Origin of the sequence: Oricola indica (assembly GCF_965227485.1) — a bacterium.
Classification (GTDB): domain Bacteria; phylum Pseudomonadota; class Alphaproteobacteria; order Rhizobiales; family Rhizobiaceae; genus Oricola; species Oricola indica.
This window is the reverse complement of sequence record NZ_OZ245747.1, coordinates 2,251,767-2,274,007: the sequence shown is the minus strand read 5'-3', so window position 1 is coordinate 2,274,007 and position 22,241 is coordinate 2,251,767. Positions and strand designations below refer to the sequence as shown.

The window sequence follows — 22,241 nt, the reverse complement described above, 5'->3', positions numbered from 1 at the left end:
GGGCTACGGCCGGATCACCAGCTTTCCTCGGACTTCGCCCGCTCCGGTCCGCCGCAGCGCGTCCGGTACGGCGGAAAGCGGCAGCACGTCCTCCAGATGGGGCACAATCATTCCCTCCATTGCCATCCGCGCCACGCGGGCGGTCAAGTCACGGCCGGACGGAACGAGCAACATACCGAGGGACTTGTCCCTTAATCGATAGAGCGGGTTCGCGGCAAGCAGCGACAGCAACACGCCGACCTCCCCGCCGACGGCCCGATAGCTGCCGCCCGGAGCGAGCGCCCGCGCGATCCGGGCCGGACCGCGCGTGGCGACCATGTCGAGGACCCGGTCCCATCGCTCGCCGGTCTCCGTGAAGTCCGTCTCCCGATAGTCGATCACCGCGTCCGCGCCGAGCGACGAAAGCCAGCCGATCTTGCCCTTGTTGTCGACCGTAGTGACCCGCGCGCCCGCGGCCTTCGCCAGATGCAGCGCCATCGTACCCGAGCCGCCGCCCGCACCATTGATCAGGACATTCGCGCCCGCCGACAGATCGCGAGTGCCCCAGACCGCGATGCCTCCCGCTTGCGGCAGGCAGGCCGCGATCTCATCTGACAGATCGTCGGGCGCATCGATCATGTGGTCGGCGGACACGCAGGCATATTCCGCGAAACCGCCGCGCGTCATGACGAAATCGCCCATGATCCGCTGCCCCGGCTCGAAACCGGTGACGCCCGGACCAAGCCGGTCGATCACCCCGACGATATCCGAGCCCAGCACCGGTCGCTTCGGCCGCCGCAAGCCGCCAACCATGCGGGCATAGAACGGCGAGCCGGTCAGATATTCCCAGTCAGACAGATTGACCGCGCAGGCGAGCACCCGCACCCGCACCTCACCCTTTCCCGGTTCGGGAACGGGGATATCGGCAAGCGCAAGCTCATCCGGCCCGCCATATCGATGATGCACGATCGCTTTCATTCCGGCTCCCGTTCAACCAGGCTTTGCGCGCGAAGACTGATGTCGAATGCCATCATCTTACTGACACGCGGGCAACCGGCGAACGGTCAAAGCGGCTTTTCGTCGCCTTCCTCGTCCAGAATGCGCTCCGCCGCGCCGTCGAGGTCCTGGTACTGGCCGCTTTTCATCGACCATAGGAAAGCGCCGAGACCGAGCGCGCCGAGCGCGAGCGCCAGCGGGATGAGATAGATCAGGACATTCATGCCAACGCCTCCCTGCTCTCATCGGCGGTCTCCTGTGACCGCTTGAAGGTCGGCAGCAGACTGCCGCCGCGCGCCAGGCGCATCGAGTTCGTCACCACCACGATGGAGGAGCCGGACATTGCCAGCGCCGCGATCAACGGCGTGACGAAGCCGGAAACGGCGAGCGGCACCGCGATGATGTTGTACAGCACCGCGAGGCCGAAATTCTGCCGCACCAGCTTGCCGGCCTTGATGGAAATCTCGCGGGCGAAGGGAACCGACATCATCGTGTCGCGGGTGAAGACGAAATCGGCGGCCATGCGGCCGATATCGGACGCCGAGGCAGGCGCCATGGACACATGGCCCGCCGCCAGCGCGGGAGCATCGTTCAGCCCGTCGCCGACCATCATCACGCGATGGCCCTCGGACTGCAGTGCCTTGATGCGGGCGATTTTGGCCGCCGGTGTCGCTTGGGCGCGGAACGCCTCGATCCCGACACGACCGGCGATCTCGCGCACCGCCGCAACGCTATCGCCGGAAAGTAGCTCGATACCCATGCCCTGCTCGCCAAGCGCATCGACCGCTTCGGGTGTGCCCTCGCGCAACGCTTCGGACAGCGTAAAGCCGGAAGCGGCCCCGCCTTCGCGCGCGAAGGCCAACCCGCTTCCGGTTACGGCGTCCCCCGCCGAATTCGCGATTTCTCCGACCCAGTCGGCGCGGCCGAGCCGCACCACGGTGCCGTCCAGAACACCCTGTACGCCGAAGCCCGGAACTTCCTTGATTTCGGACAAATCGGCGGCCGGCTCATCACCGAAATATGCGGCGATCGCGCGCGACGCCGGGTGGATCGAGTGCAGCGCCAGCGCCTTCGCGGCCGATATGTCGGCCTCCGCAATTCCCGCCTCGGCGATGCGCGGTGTGCCGGTGGTCAGCGTGCCCGTCTTGTCGAAGACGGCGGTATCCGCCTCCGCGAGGCGTTCCAGCGCGGAGCCGTCCTTCATCAGGATGCCCTGCCGGAACAGGCGCGCCGCCCCGATGACGTGGACAACAGGTACGGCAAGGCCAAGCGCGCAGGGACAGGTGATGATCAGCACCGAGATCGCCGTGTAGAGCGAAGCGTGCCAGTCGCCTTTGGTGGCGATCATCCAGCCAAGGAACGCGAACAGCGCGAGAAGATGCACGGCCGGCGCATAGATCCGCGCCGCGCGGTCGGCGATGCGCACATAGCGCCCGCGTCCGTTCTCTGCCGCCTCCATCATCTGCATGACTTCGGCGATGAAGGATTCGTCCGCCTTGCGGGTGACCGTGATGTCGATCGGCCCCGTCAGGTTCAGGGTGCCGGCCTCGACATCGGTGTTGAGCGCGACGGAAACCGGCGCACTTTCGCCGGTGACCAGCGACCTGTCGAGGTCGCTCGCGCCCTTGACGATCCGGCCGTCGGCGGGGATGCGCTCGCCCGGAGCGACGCGCAGAACCATGCCCGGCTCGATCTCGTCGACCGGCACATAGGTGAGCGTGCCTCCCGCTCCGACCACGGACCCGCCTCGCGCGGTCATCCGCGACAGACCAAGAACGGCGGAGCGCGCGTGATCGCGCATCAGCTGGTCGAGGTAACGCCCGATCAAGAGGAAGAACAACAGCGTCACCGCCGCGTCGAAATAGGCTTCCGCGCCACCCGTCACGCTTTCATAGACGCTCATGGCGAGAGCCAGGATCACCGCAAGCGAGATCGGAACGTCCATGTTGAGGCGACGCGCGGCAAGCGCCCGGTAAGCCGAAGCAAAAAACACCTGCCCGGAATAGGCGACGACGGGAATGGCGATCAGGCCGGAAACCAGGTGGAACAGGTCCCGCGTCGCGCCCGATGCGCCGGACCAGACCGAGACCGACAGCAGCATGATGTTGCCGGCGGCAAATCCCGCGACGGCGAGTGATTTCAGCAGGCGGTCGGCCTTGCGCCGTTCATCGGAATTCCCGAGATCGCCGAGATCGACCGGCGTCGCCGCATAGCCAAGCTGGTCGAGCCGCGCGAGGACGAAATCGGGCGAACGGTCAGGCCCGTCGAGAATGACGGTGACGCGGCGCAGCGACAGGTTGACCCGCGCCGAAACGATACCCTCGAGCCCGTTCAGCCCGCGTTCGATCGCCGAGATGCAGGCACCGCAATGGATGTCGGGCACCGAGAGGACATAGCGGACCGTGCCGTCGTCTTCCGCGTGACCGGCGCGCTGCAACTCCTCGACCCGGTTGAAATCGCGGATGCCTGCCGAGCACATCGCATTGTCGACTCCGAGATCTCCGCCGCAACAGCTTCCCGCCATCGTTTGCTACTCCTTGACGAGGAACCGGATCGAGTGGGTCCACACCTCGCCCTTCGGTCCGGTCACCGAGAGATCGACGTTCCAGATGCCGGATTCGAGCATGACGTCACCCGCATAGCGCGCGCCGCCCTCGGCAAGCAGCGTCACGGTCTTGTCGTTGCGGTCCTGCACGGGATGCCCGATCAGCGCAGTGACAACCGCATCGCGGATCGCGATGCCCTCGGCATCGGTCAGATCGAGCGAAAAGACGCCGTTCTCATACGATGTACTGGCGGACCAGCCGAGCGCCGCCTGACGCCGCTTTTCCGCCGTCACGTCGTTGAAACGCTGGCTCTCCACATAGGAGTTCTTGACGACGAGACCGGTCCAGCTGGAATTGGCGTAATAGGCCAGCGTGAGATTGACGCTGATGATGGTGCCGAAGAACAGGAACAGCACGCCAAGCATGTGCCAGCCCGTAAAATGCTTCAGCCCGAGGATTCTCTCGATCGTGGTCATTCTTCAGGAGCCTCGAAAACAGCGTCATAGGTGTCCGACTCGAAGGACTGCTTGTCCTCGGCGATGAAGTGGAAGCCGGTCTGGCCTTCCGTGACAAACTGAGTTGGCTGCGAGACGAAGACGCGCAGCGAACGGAGCTTGTCCGGTTCGACCGGGATCGCGAAGGAAACGCCATCCGGCTGGTCGAGTCCGTTGATGCTCATCGTAGCACCCGGCAGCCCTTCGAGCGACAGGAAGATCACGCGGGGCTCGGGTATCATATTCAGCAGCTTGACCGTGAAGCCGTTGCGGATCGAGCCGTCGGAGAGCGTCACGAAGACCGGATTGCGGTCGTGCTGCACGTTGACTTCCAGCCGGTCGCGGCTGAGCAGCGCATAGAGCATGACGACGCCGATCAACGCCCAAGCCCCGATGTAGATCAGCGAACGGACGCGGAAGATGATCTTCCAGTTGAAGTGACGGACCCGGTCGTCGAACTTGCCGTCCGCGTCGCGCACCCGTGACGGGTCGATCGCGCCGGTTTCCGGATCGGTGGCGATGGCCATGTTGTGGTTGTATTCGTGCAGCGTCGCATAGGAGATCAACCCGCGCTCGCGGCCTGTCTTGTCCATGATGTTGTCGCAGGCGTCGATGCACAGCGCACAGGTGATGCATTCCAGCTGCTGGCCATCGCGGATATCGATGCCCATCGGGCAGACAGCGACGCAGGCGTTGCAGTCGACGCAATCGCCGACAACCTTGCCCTCGGCGGCCGCCTTCTTGGCATGGCGCGAACGCGGTTCGCCGCGCCAGTCATTGTAGGTGACGACGAGCGAATCCTCGTCGAGCATGGCCGCCTGGATGCGCGGCCACGGGCACATGTAGATGCAGACCTGCTCGCGCATCAGCCCGCCGAAAACATAAGTCGTCCCGGTCAGCACGGCCACGGTCGAATAGGCGACGAACGGCGCCTGGAAGGTCACGAAATCGCGCAGGAGCGTCGGAGCGTCGGCGAAATAGAAGATCCATGCGCCGCCCGTCGCGACCGAGATGACGATGAATGTCGCGTGGGTGGCGACGATCTTGCGCACCTTCTCGAACGACCAGGGCGCATTGGCGAGGCGCATGCGCGCGTTGCGGTCGCCCTGCCAGAAGCGTTCCACCGCGACGAAGAGATCGGTCCAGACCGTCTGCGGGCAGGTGTAGCCGCACCAGGCGCGCCCGACGATGGAGGTCACGAGGAAAAGACCGACGCCCGCCATGACAAGAAGGCCCGCGACATAGAAGAATTCCTGCGGCCAGATTTCGACGAAGAAGGCGTAGAAGCGGCGATTCGCCATGTCGATCAGGATCGCCTGGTCCGGCGCATGTTCGCCGCGGTCCCAACGGATCCAGGGAGTGACATAATAGATGCCGAGCGTGATCAGCATGATGATCCACTTCAGCTTGCGGAAATTGCCTTCCGCGCGCTTCGGGAAAATCTGCTTGCGCGCGGCATAAAGCGGCTGCGCCTTCTGCTTCGCGCCAACATTGACGGCCTCGACGTCGAGGCGTTCGACCGTGGCGTTCTTGTCGGATGTTTCAGGCACGGCGGTATGTTCGTTCATGGTTCTTTTCCAAATGGATGGCCGACAATGCCGTTTCCGCTTGCCGAACTTCCTTGACCTGCATCAAGGATAGATGAGAACCGCTCTAAAAAATGCATATGCCCTGCAGCTTTTGGCCGCAGGGCATGTCTTGCAGTCGTGAACGGCCTTACTGGCCGCCGCCGAGTCCGTGTACGAAGACCGCCAGTTGCTTGACCGTGGTCTCGCCGAGACGGTCGCCCCAGGCCGGCATAACGCCTTGGCGCGGATTGGTAACCTGGGCAACGATGTCGGCATGGGTGCCGCCATAGAGCCAGATCGCATCCGACAGGCTCGGAGCACCGACCTCGGCCATGCCCTCGCCCTGCTCGCCATGGCAGAAGCCGCAGTTTTCCTCGAAGACGACCTGACCACGCTCGGCATTGGCCTCCTCGTAGTCCTGCCCGGAGAGCTTGCGGACATACCAGGCGACATCGACGATCGCGTCACGCTCCAGCAGTTCGTCGCGCCCGAAGGCCGGCATCTCGGAGATGCGCGTGTCCTCGTCAGCCTCGTAACGCACACCATGCATCAGCGTCGTGTAGATGTCGTCGATGGTGCCGCCCCAGATCCAGGCATCGTCATTGAGGTTCGGATAACCCGGACCGCCCTGCGCGCCGGAGCCGTGGCACTGCTCGCAATAGACCTTGAAGGTCGATGCACCGCCGGCCGTGGCGAACTGCACGAGGTCAGGATCCGCGCTGACTTCCGCGATGTCGGTCGCGGCGAGCTTGTCCAGGTAGACCGCCTGGGAGGCCTTGGCGGCGGCAACGTCCTGGTGCAGGTCGGCGCGGCTCGACCAGCCGAGCACGCCAGCCGTCGCGCCGGTGATGCCCGGCCACGCCGGATAGGCGATGGTGTAGCCGATCGTCCAGATGATCGTGGCGTAGAAGGTCCACAGCCACCACCGAGGCAGAGGATTGTTCAGTTCCTTGATTCCGTCCCACTCGTGACCCGTGGTCTCGACGCCGGAGACTTCATCGATTTCCTTTTTGTCGGCCATTGATCAGTCCTCCTTGAAGGGGATGCGGGCCGCATCTTCACTGGATTTTCTTGCACCTGGACGCATGATCCACACGACGACCGCGAGGAAGATCGCGAACATGTAGACCAAGCCCCAACTGTCGGCGAAAGCGCGCATGGAGTGATAGTCGAGTTCCATTTTCGCCCCCTACCGGAAGTTTTCTTCGGGTTCATAGACCGAGAAGTCGACCAGCGTGCCGAGCATCTGCAGATAGGCCACGAGGGCGTCCATCTCCGTCAGCGTCGTCGGGTCGCCGTCGAAATCGCCGAGCACGGCCTTCGGATACCGCTCCTCGACGCCCGACCAATCCGCATCGGGATCGGCCTGCGCCATCAGATCGGCCTCGGCGTTCTCCACCATCTCGTCGGAATAAGGCACTCCGACACGACGGTTGGCGATCAGGTGACCGGACACGTTCTCGATCTTGAGTTCCGTGTTGGCGAGGAACTCGTAGGAGGGCATGACCGATTCCGGCACCACCGACTGCGGGTGGATAAGGTGCTCGACATGCCACTCGTTGGAGTAGCGCCCGCCGACCCGGGCCAGATCAGGCCCGGTTCGCTTGGAACCCCACTGGAACGGGTGGTCGAACATCGACTCCGCCGCGAGGCTGTAATGGCCGTAGCGCTCGACCTCGTCGCGGAACGGGCGGATCATCTGGCTGTGGCAGAGGTAGCAACCCTCGCGCACATAGATGTTCCGGCCGGCCAGTTCGAGCGGCGAGTAGGGCCGCATCCCCTCCACTTTCTCGATTGTGTTCTCGAGGTAGAAGAGCGGGGCGATCTCGACGATCCCGCCGACCGTCACCACCGCGAAGGAGGCGACGAACAGGAGCGAGACGTTCTTTTCGAGTATTTGGTGTTTATCAATAAGACCCATTTTCTCAGCTCCTTATTCCGCCGGTGCCAGCGCTTCCGGCTGCTCGGCGCCCATGGGCACCTCGGACCGGACATCGCCGCGGATGGTCTTGTAGATGTTGAAAGCCATCACCAGCGCACCCGTGAGGTACAGCAGGCCGCCAACCATGCGCAGCACGTAGTACGGATGCATGGCCGCGATGGACTCGGCGAAGGAGTAGACCAGGTAGCCCTGATCGTCGTACTCGCGCCACATCAGGCCCTGCATGATGCCCGACACCCACATGACGGCCGCGTAGACGACGATGCCGAGGGTTGCGAGCCAGAAGTGCCAGTTGACGAGCCGCAGGCTGTAGAGGCGCTGACGGTTCCAGAGTTTCGGCGTGAGGTAGTAGATCGCGCCGAACGAGATCATGCCGACCCAGCCGAGCGCACCGGAGTGCACGTGACCGATGGTCCAGTCCGTGTAGTGGCTGAGCGAGTTGACCGCCTTGATCGACATCATCGGACCCTCGAAGGTCGACATGCCGTAGAAGGCGACCGAGATCACCAGCATGCGCAGGATCGGGTCCGTACGCAGCTTGTCCCATGCGCCCGAAAGCGTCATCAGGCCGTTGATCATGCCGCCCCAGGAGGGCATCCACAGCATGATCGAGAACACCATGCCGAGCGTCTGCGCCCAGTCCGGCAGCGCCGTGTAGTGCAGGTGGTGCGGACCGGCCCAGATGTAGAGGAAGATCAGCGCCCAGAAGTGGATGATCGACAGGCGGTAGGAGTAGACCGGACGGCCTGCCTGCTTCGGCACGAAATAATACATCATGCCGAGGAAGCCAGCAGTCAGGAAGAAGCCCACCGCGTTGTGGCCGTACCACCACTGCGTCAAGGCGTCCTGAACGCCCGAGAAGGCGGAGTAGCTCTTGGCGCCCAGAAGCGAGACCGGCATCGACAGGTTGTTGACGATGTGCAGCATCGCGATCGTCACGATGAAGGCGAGATAGAACCAGTTCGCCACATAGATATGCGGCTCCTTGCGCTTGAAGATCGTCCCCATGAACACAATCAGATAAGCGACCCAGACCACGGTGAGCCAAAGATCGACATACCACTCCGGCTCCGCGTATTCGCGCCCCTCGGTGATGCCGAGAAGATAGCCGGTAGCCGCCATCACGATGAACAGCTGGTATCCCCAGAAGACGAACCAGGCGAGACCGCCGCCGAACAGGCGTGCGCGCGTGGTCCGCTGGACGACATAGAAGGAGGTTGCGATCAGCGCGTTACCGCCAAAGGCGAAGATGACCGCAGACGTGTGCAGCGGACGCATCCGGCCGAAATTGAACCAGGGCTCGATGTTGAGCTCCGGCCAGGCCAGCTGCGAGGCCACGACGACACCGACCAGAAAGCCCACGATGCCCCAGAACAGCGTGATGACCGTGCCGTAGCGGATCACCCCGTCCATGTAGCCGGACGTATCGACCGGAGCGGCAGACGCCGCAGAAAACTTCATGTTCCGCAACATCACGATCGTCGCGATGGCGAGAACGAAAAACACGACCCAGGCATGCGTTTGGAACGCCGCATCCTGGGCGAATGCCGCGCCGAGCAAGGCGAGGAAAGCTCCCAGCCCTACCAGCGCGGTCGCTAAGCTATTATTCATGGGTAAGACCCCCTTCGGACATGCGTATTGGTCAGTTACGGCTGTCCCGGCCGTCCGACCCCCTTTTCGCACCTTGGTTATGTCTACGGTTCGTGTCCAGCCGCCTTGACCTGGATCAATGCAGCAACGCCGACTGACAAGCGATGTTGGCCGACAGCTAACGACGTCCCGCGAGAAAAGCGATGATGAAATTCGAAGAATCCAGCTCCGAAGACAATATTATCGTGCTGCCCAAAGCTGTCGCGGCCAATATCAAAATGGTCTGCTCCACGATGCTTACCCATCACGAGGAACAGATCGCGCTGTGCCGCAAGCTCGAGGAAATCGCCGACGAACTGCCGGAAATTTCCGACACGCAGATGTGCCTCAGATTGGCGCGGCAGATCCATCCGATGATTCGCAGCGCGCATGACTACGAGGAAAAAACCCTGTTCCCGATGCTAATGACGATCGAAAACCTCGACGACTCGCTGAAGTCCACGGTCGAGCGGCTTCGTTACGAGCATTGGGAGGACGAGAGCTTCGCCGACGAGGTCGCCGACGCGCTGATTCGATTCGTCACCGACAAGGCATCCTCGAACGCCGAAACGCTCGCCTACATGCTGCGGGGCTTTTTCGAGGGCCTGCGCCGCCACATCGCCTTCGAGCGCGAACACATCGTTCCGCTTCTGTGCAAGCGGAAGGTCGCGCACTGATGGACGCCGAAACGATCCTCGCAAGCCAGCGCGGCAGCGTGCCGCGCTATACGAGCTATCCCACCGCGCCGCATTTCACGGATCAGGACGGGCTGACGATCGCGCGATCGCGCATCGAATCGCTGCCCGATGACGAGGCCATCTCGCTCTACCTGCATGTTCCGTTCTGTGACCGGCTTTGCTGGTTCTGCGGCTGTCACACGAAACACACACTCAAATACGCGCCGGTCGAGGCCTATCTCGGCGCGTTGATCAAGGAAATGGCGACCGTGCGGGCAACCGCGGGCCGTCGTCTCCGGCTGGCGCAGGTGCATCTCGGCGGGGGGTCTCCGAGCATGCTGCGCCAGCCGGATTTTATCCGCCTTTCCAGCGCCTTGCGCAGGGAATTCGAAGTCAATGACGACACCGAGATCAGCGTCGAGATCGACCCTTCGGACGTAACCGAAGAAACGCTGGAGGGGCTTGTCGCGCTTGGCGTGACGCGTGCCAGTGTCGGCGTGCAGGATTTCTCGGATGCCGTGCAGGAAGCGATCAACCGGCCGCAGACCTTCGAGCAGACGCGCGACGTGATCGCCGCGCTGCGCGCTACTGGTATCCATTCGCTGAACATCGACGCGCTGTACGGCCTGCCGTTGCAGACCGAGGAACGTCTCGTCTCTACGATCGACCAGGTCCTGTCGCTTGCGCCGGACCGCATCGCGCTGTTCGGCTACGCCCACGTGCCGTGGTTGAAGAAGCACCAGACGCTGATCAGGGACGAAGACCTGCCCGGCACGATGGAGCGATTCCACCATGCGGCCTTGGCCGCCGACCGCATCGCCGCAGCCGGCTATGACCGCATCGGCATCGACCATTTCGCCAAGCCCGGCGACACGATGGGAATCGCCGCGCGCGAAGGCCGCCTCTTCCGCAATTTCCAAGGCTACACCACCGATGCCTGCCGCACGCTGATCGGCCTCGGCGCATCGTCGATCAGTTCCTATGGCGACGCCTATGTGCAGAACATCGTGCCGACGAGCCAGTACGAGAAGACAGTTCTCGACGGCAGACTCTCGGCGATGCGCGGCGTCAAGCTTACCCTGGACGACCGGATTCGCGCCTACATGATCGAACGCCTAATGTGCGATTTCGCCTTCTCGTTCGATGCGCTTGAGGAGAATTTCGGATACGCAGCCCGGCCCTATATCGCCGAGGCGCGGCTGGTGGCGGCCAATGACCGGTTCGGCCTGTGCGACGCCTCGTCCAACCGCTTCGCGATCCGCGACGAGGCCCGCCCGTTCACCCGAATCGTGGCGAGCTTCTTCGACGCCTATCTGGACAATGGAACGGTTCGCTATTCGAAGGCAGTCTAGCGCGGCGCCCTGCCCCGTCGGAAAACCGTATCAGGATTCGATTTCACAGGCGGAACGCAGCCGCTCGAGATCCGGGACCACGACGGTCCGATTGTTTTCCACCTGAATCACGCCCGCCTTGCGAAGCTTGGTGATCTGACGGCTGACAGTCTCGATCGTCAGGCCGAGGAAATCGGCGATATTGGAGCGTTTCAGCGGCAATTCGAACTCGATCGAGCCTTCATGCACGTCGATTTCCGGGTCGATATGCGAAGCGATCAGGAACAGGAAGCTGGCGACCTTTTCCGAAGCCGACTTGCGGCCGAGTGTCAGCATCCAGTCGCGCGCCTCGTCGAGTTCGTCGAGCGCCTGTTCATGCAACTTGTGCTCGAGATCCGGCGATTCGCGGATCATGTCCTCCATGACCGATCTGGGGAACGAACAGACACGCACATCGGTGGCCGCATCGGCGATCACATTGCTCTGGTCACGAAAGGGCCGGCCCATGAAATCCGGGGCGAATTGCAGACCGACGATCTGCTGGCGTCCATCGGCGAGAAGCTTGGAGAGCTTCACCACGCCGCGCAGAATGTTCGAGTAGCGGTGCACATCCTCGCCGGCCGACAGCAACTCATTGCCGCTCTGGTAGCTGTATTGCTTGGTGTATTTGTTCAGCTTGGTCAGCTGTTCAGGGGTCAGCGCCCCGCAAATACCCTTGTGGCGCGCCTCGCAGGCCCGGCAGATCGCCGGGATATCCGAATTGTGAATGTCCTTACGCGCTGTGTTCATCTCGTCCGGTTCTCCACCGCGAATGCGTGTCAGTATCGGCAACCTTGTGTTGCGCGCGCATGATACGGTCAAGAGCCGCCCGTGCAAGCAAAGGCGACTCTTGCATATTTCTTATCTGGAAAAAACGCCGCCACGACCCCAAGATATCGCAATGGCGGCGGCGGGGCTCCGGTCGAAGGCTAGGAAAGAGCCCCCGGACCGGGTACCGCGTTGGGCGGATTCTTGCCGGCGATGATCATGCCGAGCATGTCATCCTCGGTCACCTCATCCACCTTCACCGTGCCGACCAACTGCCCGTTTTTCATGACGTTTGCCCGATCGCACAGATTCTTCACCTGATGGATGTCGTGGTCGATCAGGAAGATGCCGATACCATCGCGCTTCAACTCCTGGATCAGGTCGGCGACCATCTTGGTCTCGTGCGGTCCGAGCGCCGCGGTCGGCTCGTCCATGATCAGGATCTTGGCATTGAAATAAACCGCCCGCGCGATAGCGACCGATTGTCGCTGACCGCCGGACAACCCCGAAACCGGCGTGGAAAAACGGCGGAAATTGGGGTTGAGACGGTGCATGATGGTGCGCGTTTCCGCCTCCATCGCATTGTCGTCGAGCATCCCGGTCGCGCTGACGATTTCACGGCCGAGAAAAAGGTTCGAAGCCGCGTCGAGATTATCGGCCAGCGCAAGCGTCTGGTAGATGGTCTCGATGTTGTAACGGCGCGCGTCGCGCGGATTGTTGATAACCGCCTTTTCCCCATTGATGTAGATCTCGCCGCCATCGCGCTGGATCGCGCCGGAAAGCATCTTCATGAGGACCGATTTGCCTGCGCCGTTGTGGCCGAGGACGCCGACGACTTCGCCTGGATTGACGTCGATCGTCACGTGATCGACGGCCTTGATGCCGCCGAAGGTTTTCTGCATGTCGCGCAGTTCGACGAGGGGCGTACCGTTGCTGCTCATATCTTCGCCCCCGTACGCCTGCGATAAATGATGTCGATCAGCACCGCCACGACAAGGACCGCGCCGACGACGATGTTCTGGAACGGTGCATCGACACCAACCATGGCCATGCCGGATTGGAGCGACTGCATGATCAGGGCACCCAGTATGGCGCCATGAATTGTGCCCAGCCCGCCCGACAGCGCAGTACCGCCGATGACGGCCGCCGCGATGACGCGCAGTTCGTCCAGCGTACCAATGTCGTTTGAGTGGAAGGACAGGCGCGCCGAGGCGACGACACCCGCCAGCGCGCACAGAGCGCCCATGATGGCGAAAACCTTGACCGTCAGAAGCCGGGTGTTGATGCCAGACAGTTCCGCGGCATCGGGATTGCCGCCCGTGGCAAAAATGTATCGCCCGAGCCTGGTCCGCTGCGCCACGACCGTCATCACGACCGCCACGGCGATGAGCAGAAGCACGGAGATCGGCAACCCGTATCCGGAGGTGTAGCCCTCCGGCATGGTTTCGCCGCGCGCCTCGAAGATGCGCTCGAGACGCGGCGTCGGCACCTGATAGGCGTTCAGAATCGCCACAAAACCGAGAATTGCGACCGAAACGAGCGCAGCGAGCAGGATCTCGGCCCAGAGCGGCTTGACCGGGAATTCATGCGCGATCTTGTTCGCGCGCGCCCGCCACATCGCATAGATGGAGAAAACGGCGGCAACGATGCCGAAGATCCAGCTCCAGGTCGGGCCGAGCGTTCCGTCGATACCACCGAAAAGCGTGAAGTTCTCGTCCAGCGGACCGATCGTCTGGCCCGTCGTCAGGTACCAGGCGACGTTCCGCCAGACCAGCAGACCGCCCAGCGTCACGATAAAGGCAGGAACGCCGAGATAGCCGACGATATAACCGTGGAACGCCCCGATCAGGGTTCCGGTCAGAACACCGACGAGAATCGCGATCGGCGCTGTCGCGGGATGATTGAGGCCAAGGCCGAGCCATTCGGGCGTCACGACCGTCTGGGTCATGGCCATCATGGCGGAACAGGTCGCCAGCAGCGAACCCACCGACAGGTCGATGTGACGCGTTACGATGATGAAGACCATGCCGGTCGCCATAATGGCGACGGAGGCGGTCTGGATCGTCAGATTGAATACGTTGCGCGGCGTCAGGAACCGGCCGTCGAAGAGACCGCCTGTCAAGAGATTGAAGATCAGGCAGATTACGACGAATGCGCCAATCATGCCGAGCAGGCGCGTATCGAGTTCGAGAGCGGCGAAGAAGTTGCGCGGTTTGGCCTGCGCACTCGCTGCGGGGGACGTGTCGGTCATGGCCTATTCCAGCTGCATGTGTCGAGACGTCCCCATCCGCAAACCGGATGGGGACGTCAGTCTAGCACTGTTTACATGTAACAGACGGAATAGGTCAGTTACAGGGGGACGGACCGTTCTCGACGCCCTGGCAGAGGTCTTCCTTGGAAATCCAGCCGGCATCGACGACAACGTCGAGGTTGTCGGCGGTCACCGGTACCGGAGCCAGGAACTTCGCGGTCATGGTCGTGCCGGAAGGCGAGGTCCATTCAGCCGCACCGTCGATATCGGCCATCGCCGTGCCATCGGCCAGCTGTGCGGCGATCTCGCCGGCAGCCTTACCGAGTTCACGGGCGTCTTTCCAGACGCTGACCGTCTGGGTGCCCTTGGCAACACGGTTGAGAGCCGCATGGTCGCCGTCCTGTCCCGAAACCGGGATACCTTCCATGCCCTGCGCGGTCAGCGCAGCGACAACACCACCGGCGGTGCCATCGTTGGAAGCAACCACCGCATCGACATTGTTGTCCTGCGCGGTCAGGATCTGCTCCATGTTTCGCTGGGCATTGGCCGGAAGCCAGCCGTCGGTGTAGGCCTCGCCGACGATGGTGATGTCACCGGCGTCGATCGCGTCCTGAAGGATTTCCTGCTGTCCGCCGCGAAGGAAGTCCGCGTTTGGATCGGTCGGCGACCCCTTGATCATGACGTAATTGCCGGTCGGCTGCGCCGCGAAGACAGCACGCGCCTGCATGCGGCCCACCTCGACATTGTCGAAGGTCAGGTAGAATGCACGATCGTCTTCGATCAGGCGGTCATAGGCGATGACCGGAACGCCCTCATCCGCAGCGGCCTGAACGGCCGGAATGATGGCCTGGGTGTCCTGCGCCAACACGATCAACGCATCTACACCCTGCGCCATCAAGCTCTCCACGTCGGAAAGCTGCTTGGCCGAGGACGACTGGGCGTCTGCGGAAATATAGGTATCGCCATTCGCTTCGATGGCGCCCTTCATTGCGGCTTCGTCGGTCTTCCAGCGTTCTTCCTGGAAATTCGACCATGACACGCCGATTGTCTTGCCTTCGGCCCAGGCGGAACCCGCCATGGCAACCGACATCACTGCGCCCGCTAGGAGCGCGCTCGTAAACTTCTTCATAATTACCTCCCGGTGCATCGAAATGCAGGTACAAGGGTCGGATCACAGATCCGCGCCCCGTTTGCGAAGCCCTTTAATTCAAGCCTCAAAAAAAATCGTGACTCAAAACAGCTTGCGTGTCAACATGAACCAAAGTGGAATAACTTATTGCAATGCAATAATTTTTTGCATTGCAACCGGGCATGGGAGGAGAAAGCCGGTACGATGACCACGGTTCTCCGTTCCGACGACATGCGCAGGCGCAACCGTAATCTGATCATGGAAATCGTGCGTCGCAAGGGTGCGATCAGCCGCAGTGCGATTGCCCAGACCGCCGCCCTGAGCCCGGCCACCGTATCAACGATCTCCAACGATCTGATCGCCGAGGGCGTCCTTGTCGCGCAGGGCAACGGGTCGGCCGTCAGCAGCGGGCGCGGCCGTCCGAGCGTGCACCTTTCGATCAACCCGGATTTTCGCCATGCCGTGTTGATCATCCTGAAAATCGGCGCGCTCAACGTCTCGATCATCGACTATGCAGGCGCCGTCGTCGCCCACCAGGACTTCCATATCGATATGGCCAATATCCGGGCGGAGGAATTCCGCCGCACGCTGATCGCCGAGGTTCGCCGGACCTGGGACACGTCTGGCCTCGACGAAGCCCAGCTCGCGCGTATTTCCGTCGCCATCCAGGGCACAACCGACACTGCCGGCGTCCACATGCTCCGCTCGCCGATGACGCCCTTGACCGACGTGCCGATCGGCCCCTGGCTGGAAGAGGCCTTTGGCGCACCCGTTCGCCTCGCCAATGACTGCGACCTGATCGCCCGCGCTCTCAACTGGCGCGATCCGGAACGCTACTCGGACAATTTCGCCGCGATCCTGCTGGCGCACGGCGTCGGCATGGGGCTTTTCCTGCGCGGCCAGATCATCAACGGCACCAAGTCGTCGGGCACCGAGTTCGGCCATATGCTACACCGCCCGGACGGAGCGCTGTGCCGTTGCGGGTCGCGCGGTTGCATCGAGGCGAATGCCGGCGATTATGCGATCCTGCGCCGATATCGGGGCGACCCGGCGGACAGCGCCCCCGCGAGCCGTGTCTCCGCTAGGGAAATCGCCGCAATCGCCGAAGCCGGCCGCGCCGGCAACGAGCGCGCGCTGGACGCACTGGCTGCAGCAGGGCGCGCGCTGGGATCGGGCCTTGCCGGCATTTACGCCCTGGTCGATCCGTTCCGCATCGCCTTCGTCGGACACGGCGCCGCAGCCTTCAGCCTTATGGAACCCGCACTGCGTCAAACACTGGAGAACTCCAATGCAAGAGCTGCCAGGGATGTCCCCATCGACCTATTTCCCGACGAGATGCCGCTGGTTCGCGAGGGCTGCTGCATCGACGCGCTGTCGGATATCGATGCGCGCCAGGCCGCCAAGGTCAATGACTTTGCCCGGGCTTGAGGCCACACGCCGGCTCGCTGCGATCCTCGCGGCGCTCGCCTGCGGCGTAGCCGCGCCCGCCATGGCCGACGACGTGCCTTGGGCCGAGCGCGCCATCACCGAACATGTGGACCAGTCGGCACTGAAAGGAGTGCTCGACCGCGAAACGCTTTTAGACCTCATCGACAAAGGCGAGAAACTGTTCACCGCAAAGTTCACCGAACTCGACGGCGCGGGGCGCAAGATGGCGACCCAGGCGATCATTCCGACCAAGCGCAAGAGAGCGCCCGATGCCGCGTTCCAGCGCATCGCCGGCATGGACGCGAATGCGTGTTCGAGTTGCCACAGCCAACCCGTCATCGGCGGTGCGGGGGACTTCACGGTCAACGTCTTCGTCAATGAGGGCTTTACCAACGCCGATTTCGACACGGTCGATCCGCAATTCTCCAATGAACGCAACACCAATCACCTTATGGGCGCCGGGCTCGTCGAGCTGGTGGCGCGCGAGATGTCTGACGACCTCCAGGCGATCCGGCGCGACACACTGAAGAAGGCCCGCGAAGCCGGTGAGCCAGTGACGGCGGCGCTTGTCAGCAAGGGCGTCTCTTTCGGCAAGATCACCGCGGAACCGGACGGCATCCTGGACATATCCGGGATCGACGGTGTCGATACCGACCTCGTGATCCGCCCCTTCTCGCAGAAGGGCGTGATGACCTCCCTGCGCCAGTTCGCCGTCAATGCAATGAACCAGCACCACGGCATGCAGGCCGAGGAGCGGTTCGGCGCGCGCTGGACCGGCGAGGACGATTTCGACGAGGACGGCCATGCCGGCGAACTGACCGACGGAGACATCTCGGCGCTGGTTGCCTGGCAGGCGACCCTGCCGCCGCCGATCCGCGTGACACCGCAGAACGAGGCGTGGCGGAACGCCGCCGATGCGGGGTCAGCAACCTTCGACGCCATCGGCTGCAACAGTTGCCATATCCGCGCCCTGCCCCTGTCGAGCCTCGAATTCGCCGATCCCGGACCGCTCGACGCGGCAGGCACGCTGCGCGACGGCGAGATCGAGGGCGCTGTCTACGACCTCGCGCTGACCGAATGGGCCGAGACGCTGGAGCGCGACGCCGACGGCAACTATCTCGTGCCGCTATTCGGCGACCTGAAGCGCCACGTCATGACCGACCGGCAGGTCGCCGCGCTCGGCAATGAATTGCTGGCGCAGCGCTTCGTCGAGCGCAACCAGTTCCAGACCGCCGAATTGTGGGGCATCGGCTCGACCGCGCCCTATGGCCATCGCGGCGACTTCACGACGCTGGATGGCGTGATCCGCGCGCATGGTGGCGCGGCGCGGCCCGCCCGCGACGCCTATCTGAACCTCGCCGACGCAGAACGCAGCGCACTCGTCGCCTTCCTCAAGACACTGGAGATCCCGCAATGACCCGCACGCTTCTCCTGTCCACCTTTCTGACTGCCCTGTTCGCGACACCGCTGGCCGCCCAGGACGCGCCTCCCACCCTTTCCATGGACATCCCGGTCATGATCGAGGAGGCGGCGGCCGCCGGCATCGACCACAGCTATACCGGGCCGTGGGAGTATTTCGTCGGCGGTGGCGCGGCGGCCTTCGACTGCAATGGCGACCGCCTGCCCGACCTCGCCGTGGCGGGTGGCACCTCGAAAGCCAGCCTATATGTCAATCGCAGCGCGATCAGCGGCGAGCTCTCCTTTGAGGAAAAGAAGGACGCCCTGCCCGACGACACGCGCGACAAGGTGACCGGCCTCTATTCACTCGACATCGACAATGACGGCCATCGCGATCTCGTCATGCTGCGCGTCGGCGAGAACATCATCTTGAAGGGCGGCCCCGACTGCAGTTTCACGGAGGCCAATCGCGCATTCGCCTTCGACGGCGGACGCGCATGGTCGACGGCGTTTGCAGCGACCTTCGAGCTGCATCTCCCCTTCCCGACGCTCGCTTTCGGCAACTATGTTGATCGCTCCGCGCCGGGCTCTCCCTGGGGCACCTGCCACGACAACGTGCTGCTGCGCCCGCAAGGCGCGGGCGGCGAACGGCCGGACTATTCGGAGCCGAACGTGCTGACGCCGGGCTACTGCGCCCTGTCGATGATCTTCACCGATTGGAACCGCTCCGGCGAACCGGCGCTACGCGTCACCAACGACCGGCAATATTACCGCGAAGGCCAGGAACAGCTCTGGCGCGTTTCGCCGGACCGCCCGCCGCGCCCCTATCGGCGTGCAGACGGCTGGCGGCGTGTGCAGATCTGGGGCATGGGCATCGCCGAAGCGGATCTGAACGCCGACGGCTATCCCGAATACGCGCTGACATCGATGGGGGACACCAAGCTGCAAACGCTGGATGACGAGGCCGAGGCGGACCGTCCGGTCTACCGCGACATCGCCTTTGACGAGGGTGCGACCGCGCACCGGCCTTATACGGGCGACGATCTGAAACCCTCGACCGGCTGGCATGCCGAATTCGACGATTTCAACAATGACGGGCGGCTCGACCTGTTCATCGCCAAGGGCAATGTGCAGCAGATGCCGGACTTCGCGGCGTTCGATCCGGACAATCTTCTGCTCGGCAATGCCGGCGGCGGGTTCTCGGAAGCCGGCGACAAGGCGGGCATCGCCCTGCCCCGGCGCGGACGCGGCGCAGCTGTGGCCGATTTCAACCTGGACGGCATGCTGGACCTCGCCGTAGTCAATCGCGAGGCGCCGATGAGCCTGTTCCGCAATGCCGGCGCGCGCACCGCAGACGGCAGCGCGCGGCAGACCGGCAACTGGCTGCAGATCGAATTGCGTCAGGACGGCATCAACCGCGACGCCATCGGCGCGACGGTCACGGTCAAGTCGGGCAACGAAACCCGCACCCGCAAGGCGCATGTCGGCGGCGGCCACGCCTCCGGCTCGGCAGGCTTCATCCATGTCGGCACCGGCGTTGCCGAGCGCGCGCAGATCCGCGTGCAATGGCCCGACGGTGAATGGAGCGCGCCTTTCCGGGTGTTCGCCAACAATTTCGTTGTCATCGAACGCGGTGCGACGCAGGCGCAGTACTGGTATCCACCCGAATAGGCGTCCCTGACGTTCAGCCCCGGTCCAGCACCTCGACCGCAAGAATGGTCGGCATGTGGCGGGCGATTTCCTGCCAGGTGTCGCCTTCGTCCGTCGTGGCGAAGACCGAGCCCGAATTGGTGCCGAAATAGACACCGGCGGGGTCACGGCGGTCGCCGCCCATCGCCTGGCGCAGAACCGTGAAATAACACGCTTCCTGCGGCAGGCCCTCGCGCATGTCTTGCCATGTCTGGCCGCCGTCGCGCGAACGCCAGACCGCTGCCGCCGCATCCGGCGGGAAGCGGCCCTCCATGTCACCATTGAGCGGCAGTGTGAAGATGGTTTCGGGATCGCGCGGATGGACGCGGATCGGGAAGCCGAAGGTCGATGGCAGACCTTCGGTGATATTGTCCCAGCTGCGGCCGCCATCGGCGGAACGCCAGACTCCATGATGGTTCTGCTGGTAGAGCAGGTCGCCGTCGCCCGGCGCGCGCATCATGTTGTGGACGCAGTGCCCGATATCGCCGTCGCGCGGCGCGGCGGGATGATCGTGATGGGCGCAGGCCTCGGCATTGGACAGGCGGTTGCGCCGCTCCCAGGACGTACCGCCATCTTCGGTGGCGAAGACGCCCGCCGCCGAGATGCCGATCCACATCTTCGCCGGGTCCGACGGATCGGAGACGATTGTGTGCAGCACCAGCCCGGCGGCGCCGGGGCTCCAGGAGTCAGCCGAGGGATGATTGGCCAGCCCATCCATATGGTCCCAGGTCCTGCCGCCGTCTTTGGAGGCAAGCAGGCGGGCCGGCTTCGCGCCGGCATAGAGCGTGCCATGCGCATGATGCAGCGACCAGACCTGCGTGAACTTGTCCTCGAAGGGCGGCGGCGTGTCGGTCCAGCCGATCATCGCCGCGAAATCCGGATCGTTGGCGGCCCATTCGTCCATCGTGCCCTTGGTGAGCTTTGTCAGTTCCCAGGTCTCGCCGCCGTCCTCGGAACGCCAGACGCCCGCGCCGTGCCAATCCCCACCGCCCCCGGCCCACAGCGTGCCGGTCTCCGGATCGCCGATGACATGGTTGATCGGCCAACCGCCGCAATGGGGCCCGGTGACGGTCCAACCGGAGCGATCCGCGCCGCCCGAAACAAGAAACGCACCCTTCGTGGTTCCGACCAGAACCGTAACCGTGCCATCCGTCATGCGCCTGTCCCTCCGCAACGGAAGGAGCGTAACGCAAGATAGATTGATGTCAACGTAGTTTCAGTTTCCGACCTCTTTGTCACGCGGAACGCGACTATTTCCGCCCTACGCCGGGCAAATCGCCCGGCGCTCCATCAGCGCCAGCCGAGCGCCGGGGCTATGTGGGTCAGAATGGCCTCGATGACATGGGCGTTGTAGTCGACGCCGAGCATGTTCGGCACGGTGAGGAGCAGCGTGTCCGCCTCGGCGATTGCCTCGTCGCCCTTCAACTGCTCGATCAGCCGATCCGGCTCGTCCGCATAGGAGCGCCCGAAAATGGCGCGCATGTCCTTGTCGATATAGCCGATCTGGTCGGAATCCTTGCCGCCCCGGCCGAAATACATCCGGTCGGTGTCGTCGATCAGCGCAAAGATCGACCGGCTGACGGAAACGCGCGGTGTTCTGACGTGCCCCGCTTCCTGCCATGCGGCACGATAGGCGCGGATCTGCTTTGCCTGCTGCACGTGGAAGGGTTCGCCGGTCTCGTCGACCTTGAGCGTGGAGCTTTGCAAGTTCATGCCGAGTTTCGCCGCCCACACGGCGGTCGCGTCGGAGGCGGCGCCCCACCAGATTCGCTCCCGCAACCCTTCCGAATGAGGCTCCAGCCGCAGCAGGCCGGGCGGATTGGGGAACATCGGGGTCGGATTGGGCTGGGCGAACCCCTTCCCGCTCAGGTGCTCCAGAAAAATCTCGGCATGGCGGCGGGCCAGTTCGGCGTGGGTCTCCCCCTCGTCCGGCTGGTATCCGAAATAACGCCAGCCGTCGATCACCTGTTCGGGCGATCCGCGGCTGATGCCGAGCTGCAGCCGGCCGCCGGCGATCAGATCGGCCGCGCCGGCATCCTCGACCATGTAGAGCGGATTCTCATAGCGCATATCGATCACGCCGGTGCCGATCTCGATCTTCGAGGTCCGCGCGCCGACGGCGGCGAGCAGCGGAAAGGGCGAGCCAAGCTGGCGCGCGAAATGGTGGACGCGGAAATAGGCCCCGTCGAGACCCAGTTCCTCGGCGGCGACCGCCAGGTCGATCGATTGCAAAAGGGCGTCGGATGCGGTGCGCACCGGCGCGCCGCTGTCGGGCGACCAGTGGCCGAAGGAAAGAAAGCCGATCGATTTCATGATTGCGTAACTCCAGCAAACAGGGCGCGCCGACAAGGCGCGGTGTTGGTCGTTACCTAGGTAG

The 22,241-nt window shown here is 63.5% G+C and carries 20 protein-coding genes; 5 read left to right on the top strand and 15 right to left on the bottom strand.

The features are described from left to right. Positions 1-3 precede the first annotated feature (3 nt). The 9 genes from ACQK2M_RS11445 to ccoN form a co-directional block, all read right to left on the bottom strand. Positions 4-957 (bottom strand): NAD(P)-dependent alcohol dehydrogenase, encoded by a 954-nt coding sequence (locus ACQK2M_RS11445; protein WP_425417915.1) that lies wholly within the window; start codon positions 955-957, stop codon positions 4-6. Positions 958-1,043: 86 nt separating this feature from the next. Continuing rightward, entirely contained in the window at positions 1,044-1,199 is a 156-nt protein-coding gene (gene ccoS / locus ACQK2M_RS11440; RefSeq protein ID WP_425417914.1) for a cbb3-type cytochrome oxidase assembly protein CcoS, read from the bottom strand. Further along, positions 1,196-3,499: a heavy metal translocating P-type ATPase gene (locus ACQK2M_RS11435; RefSeq protein ID WP_425417913.1), complete on the bottom strand. Its 2,304-nt coding sequence runs from the start codon at positions 3,497-3,499 to the stop codon at positions 1,196-1,198. The genes ccoS and ACQK2M_RS11435 overlap by 4 nt, the downstream gene beginning before the upstream one ends. A 6-nt stretch (positions 3,500-3,505) precedes the next feature. After that, a complete protein-coding gene (locus ACQK2M_RS11430) occupies positions 3,506-3,997 on the bottom strand; it encodes a FixH family protein (RefSeq protein ID WP_425417912.1) in 492 nt (163 codons plus the stop codon). After that, positions 3,994-5,583: a cytochrome c oxidase accessory protein CcoG gene (gene ccoG / locus ACQK2M_RS11425; RefSeq protein WP_425417911.1), complete on the bottom strand. Its 1,590-nt coding sequence runs from the start codon at positions 5,581-5,583 to the stop codon at positions 3,994-3,996. The genes ACQK2M_RS11430 and ccoG overlap by 4 nt, the downstream gene beginning before the upstream one ends. Before the next feature lie 148 nt (positions 5,584-5,731). Next, positions 5,732-6,604 carry a cytochrome-c oxidase, cbb3-type subunit III gene (ccoP, locus tag ACQK2M_RS11420; RefSeq protein ID WP_223475339.1) on the bottom strand — a complete coding sequence of 291 codons (873 nt, stop codon included), beginning with the start codon at positions 6,602-6,604 and terminating at the stop codon, positions 5,732-5,734. A gap of 3 nt (positions 6,605-6,607) precedes the next feature. Beyond that, the gene (locus ACQK2M_RS11415) at positions 6,608-6,763 is read right to left on the bottom strand and encodes a cbb3-type cytochrome c oxidase subunit 3 (protein WP_223475340.1); all 156 of its coding nucleotides are present in this window, start codon (positions 6,761-6,763) and stop codon (positions 6,608-6,610) included. 9 nt (positions 6,764-6,772) lie between these two features. Next, positions 6,773-7,504 (bottom strand): cytochrome-c oxidase, cbb3-type subunit II, encoded by a 732-nt coding sequence (gene ccoO, locus ACQK2M_RS11410; RefSeq protein ID WP_223475341.1) that lies wholly within the window; start codon positions 7,502-7,504, stop codon positions 6,773-6,775. Positions 7,505-7,516: 12 nt separating this feature from the next. Further along, positions 7,517-9,136, bottom strand: coding sequence for a cytochrome-c oxidase, cbb3-type subunit I (gene ccoN, locus ACQK2M_RS11405; protein ID WP_425417910.1), 1,620 nt, complete (start codon positions 9,134-9,136; stop codon positions 7,517-7,519). A gap of 185 nt (positions 9,137-9,321) precedes the next feature. Here ccoN and ACQK2M_RS11400 point away from each other — a divergent pair, with 185 nt between their 5' ends. After that, a complete protein-coding gene (locus ACQK2M_RS11400; protein WP_425417909.1) occupies positions 9,322-9,831 on the top strand; it encodes a hemerythrin domain-containing protein in 510 nt (169 codons plus the stop codon). Next, positions 9,831-11,183 (top strand): oxygen-independent coproporphyrinogen III oxidase, encoded by a 1,353-nt coding sequence (gene hemN, locus ACQK2M_RS11395; protein WP_425417908.1) that lies wholly within the window; start codon positions 9,831-9,833, stop codon positions 11,181-11,183. The genes ACQK2M_RS11400 and hemN overlap by 1 nt, the downstream gene beginning before the upstream one ends. 30 nt (positions 11,184-11,213) lie before the next feature. Here the strand turns inward: hemN and ACQK2M_RS11390 are convergent, their stop codons facing one another. The 4 genes from ACQK2M_RS11390 to xylF all read right to left on the bottom strand — a co-directional run bounded on the left by ACQK2M_RS11390 (position 11,214) and on the right by xylF (position 15,349). After that, the gene (locus tag ACQK2M_RS11390; protein ID WP_425417907.1) at positions 11,214-11,951 is read right to left on the bottom strand and encodes a Crp/Fnr family transcriptional regulator; all 738 of its coding nucleotides are present in this window, start codon (positions 11,949-11,951) and stop codon (positions 11,214-11,216) included. Positions 11,952-12,130: 179 nt separating this feature from the next. Next, the gene (locus ACQK2M_RS11385; protein WP_223475346.1) at positions 12,131-12,910 is read right to left on the bottom strand and encodes an ATP-binding cassette domain-containing protein; all 780 of its coding nucleotides are present in this window, start codon (positions 12,908-12,910) and stop codon (positions 12,131-12,133) included. Beyond that, on the bottom strand, positions 12,907-14,220 hold the full coding sequence (locus tag ACQK2M_RS11380) for a sugar ABC transporter permease (RefSeq protein WP_425417906.1): 1,314 nt from the start codon (positions 14,218-14,220) through the stop codon (positions 12,907-12,909). Before ACQK2M_RS11380 ends, ACQK2M_RS11385 begins: the two co-directional genes overlap by 4 nt. Before the next feature lie 94 nt (positions 14,221-14,314). Further along, positions 14,315-15,349, bottom strand: coding sequence for a D-xylose ABC transporter substrate-binding protein (xylF, locus tag ACQK2M_RS11375; protein WP_223475348.1), 1,035 nt, complete (start codon positions 15,347-15,349; stop codon positions 14,315-14,317). A gap of 204 nt (positions 15,350-15,553) precedes the next feature. Between xylF and ACQK2M_RS11370 the strand changes: the two genes are divergently transcribed. Genes ACQK2M_RS11370 through ACQK2M_RS11360 form a run of 3 tightly spaced genes read left to right on the top strand, consistent with a single transcriptional unit; the run spans position 15,554 to position 19,846 of the window. Next, entirely contained in the window at positions 15,554-16,777 is a 1,224-nt protein-coding gene (locus ACQK2M_RS11370; protein ID WP_425417905.1) for an ROK family protein, read from the top strand. Continuing rightward, positions 16,758-18,194: a di-heme oxidoredictase family protein gene (locus ACQK2M_RS11365; protein ID WP_425417904.1), complete on the top strand. Its 1,437-nt coding sequence runs from the start codon at positions 16,758-16,760 to the stop codon at positions 18,192-18,194. Before ACQK2M_RS11370 ends, ACQK2M_RS11365 begins: the two co-directional genes overlap by 20 nt. Further along, a complete protein-coding gene (locus ACQK2M_RS11360; protein ID WP_425417903.1) occupies positions 18,191-19,846 on the top strand; it encodes an FG-GAP repeat domain-containing protein in 1,656 nt (551 codons plus the stop codon). The genes ACQK2M_RS11365 and ACQK2M_RS11360 overlap by 4 nt, the downstream gene beginning before the upstream one ends. Before the next feature lie 13 nt (positions 19,847-19,859). Here ACQK2M_RS11360 and ACQK2M_RS11355 read toward each other — a convergent pair whose 3' ends face one another. Beyond that, a complete protein-coding gene (locus ACQK2M_RS11355; protein ID WP_425417902.1) occupies positions 19,860-21,020 on the bottom strand; it encodes a WD40/YVTN/BNR-like repeat-containing protein in 1,161 nt (386 codons plus the stop codon). A 134-nt stretch (positions 21,021-21,154) separates the two neighbouring features. Beyond that, positions 21,155-22,177, bottom strand: coding sequence for an LLM class flavin-dependent oxidoreductase (locus ACQK2M_RS11350; RefSeq protein ID WP_425417901.1), 1,023 nt, complete (start codon positions 22,175-22,177; stop codon positions 21,155-21,157). Between the last annotated feature and the right edge of the window lie 64 nt (positions 22,178-22,241).

Coding starts and splice junctions, on each gene's coding strand:
- ACQK2M_RS11415 (WP_223475340.1), bottom strand. CDS start 6,763: ATGGAACTCGACTATCACTCCATGCGCGCTTTCGCCGACAGTTGGGGC.
- xylF (WP_223475348.1), bottom strand. CDS start 15,349: ATGAAGAAGTTTACGAGCGCGCTCCTAGCGGGCGCAGTGATGTCGGTT.
- ACQK2M_RS11400 (WP_425417909.1), top strand. CDS start 9,322: ATGAAATTCGAAGAATCCAGCTCCGAAGACAATATTATCGTGCTGCCC.
- ACQK2M_RS11445 (WP_425417915.1), bottom strand. CDS start 957: ATGAAAGCGATCGTGCATCATCGATATGGCGGGCCGGATGAGCTTGCG.
- ACQK2M_RS11360 (WP_425417903.1), top strand. CDS start 18,191: ATGACCCGCACGCTTCTCCTGTCCACCTTTCTGACTGCCCTGTTCGCG.
- ACQK2M_RS11435 (WP_425417913.1), bottom strand. CDS start 3,499: ATGGCGGGAAGCTGTTGCGGCGGAGATCTCGGAGTCGACAATGCGATG.
- ACQK2M_RS11385 (WP_223475346.1), bottom strand. CDS start 12,910: ATGAGCAGCAACGGTACGCCCCTCGTCGAACTGCGCGACATGCAGAAA.
- ACQK2M_RS11390 (WP_425417907.1), bottom strand. CDS start 11,951: ATGAACACAGCGCGTAAGGACATTCACAATTCGGATATCCCGGCGATC.
- ccoP (WP_223475339.1), bottom strand. CDS start 6,604: ATGGCCGACAAAAAGGAAATCGATGAAGTCTCCGGCGTCGAGACCACG.
- ACQK2M_RS11380 (WP_425417906.1), bottom strand. CDS start 14,220: ATGACCGACACGTCCCCCGCAGCGAGTGCGCAGGCCAAACCGCGCAAC.
- ccoO (WP_223475341.1), bottom strand. CDS start 7,504: ATGGGTCTTATTGATAAACACCAAATACTCGAAAAGAACGTCTCGCTC.
- hemN (WP_425417908.1), top strand. CDS start 9,831: ATGGACGCCGAAACGATCCTCGCAAGCCAGCGCGGCAGCGTGCCGCGC.
- ccoN (WP_425417910.1), bottom strand. CDS start 9,136: ATGAATAATAGCTTAGCGACCGCGCTGGTAGGGCTGGGAGCTTTCCTC.
- ccoG (WP_425417911.1), bottom strand. CDS start 5,583: ATGAACGAACATACCGCCGTGCCTGAAACATCCGACAAGAACGCCACG.
- ACQK2M_RS11365 (WP_425417904.1), top strand. CDS start 16,758: ATGACTTTGCCCGGGCTTGAGGCCACACGCCGGCTCGCTGCGATCCTC.
- ACQK2M_RS11370 (WP_425417905.1), top strand. CDS start 15,554: ATGACCACGGTTCTCCGTTCCGACGACATGCGCAGGCGCAACCGTAAT.
- ACQK2M_RS11355 (WP_425417902.1), bottom strand. CDS start 21,020: ATGACGGATGGCACGGTTACGGTTCTGGTCGGAACCACGAAGGGTGCG.
- ccoS (WP_425417914.1), bottom strand. CDS start 1,199: ATGAATGTCCTGATCTATCTCATCCCGCTGGCGCTCGCGCTCGGCGCG.
- ACQK2M_RS11430 (WP_425417912.1), bottom strand. CDS start 3,997: ATGACCACGATCGAGAGAATCCTCGGGCTGAAGCATTTTACGGGCTGG.
- ACQK2M_RS11350 (WP_425417901.1), bottom strand. CDS start 22,177: ATGAAATCGATCGGCTTTCTTTCCTTCGGCCACTGGTCGCCCGACAGC.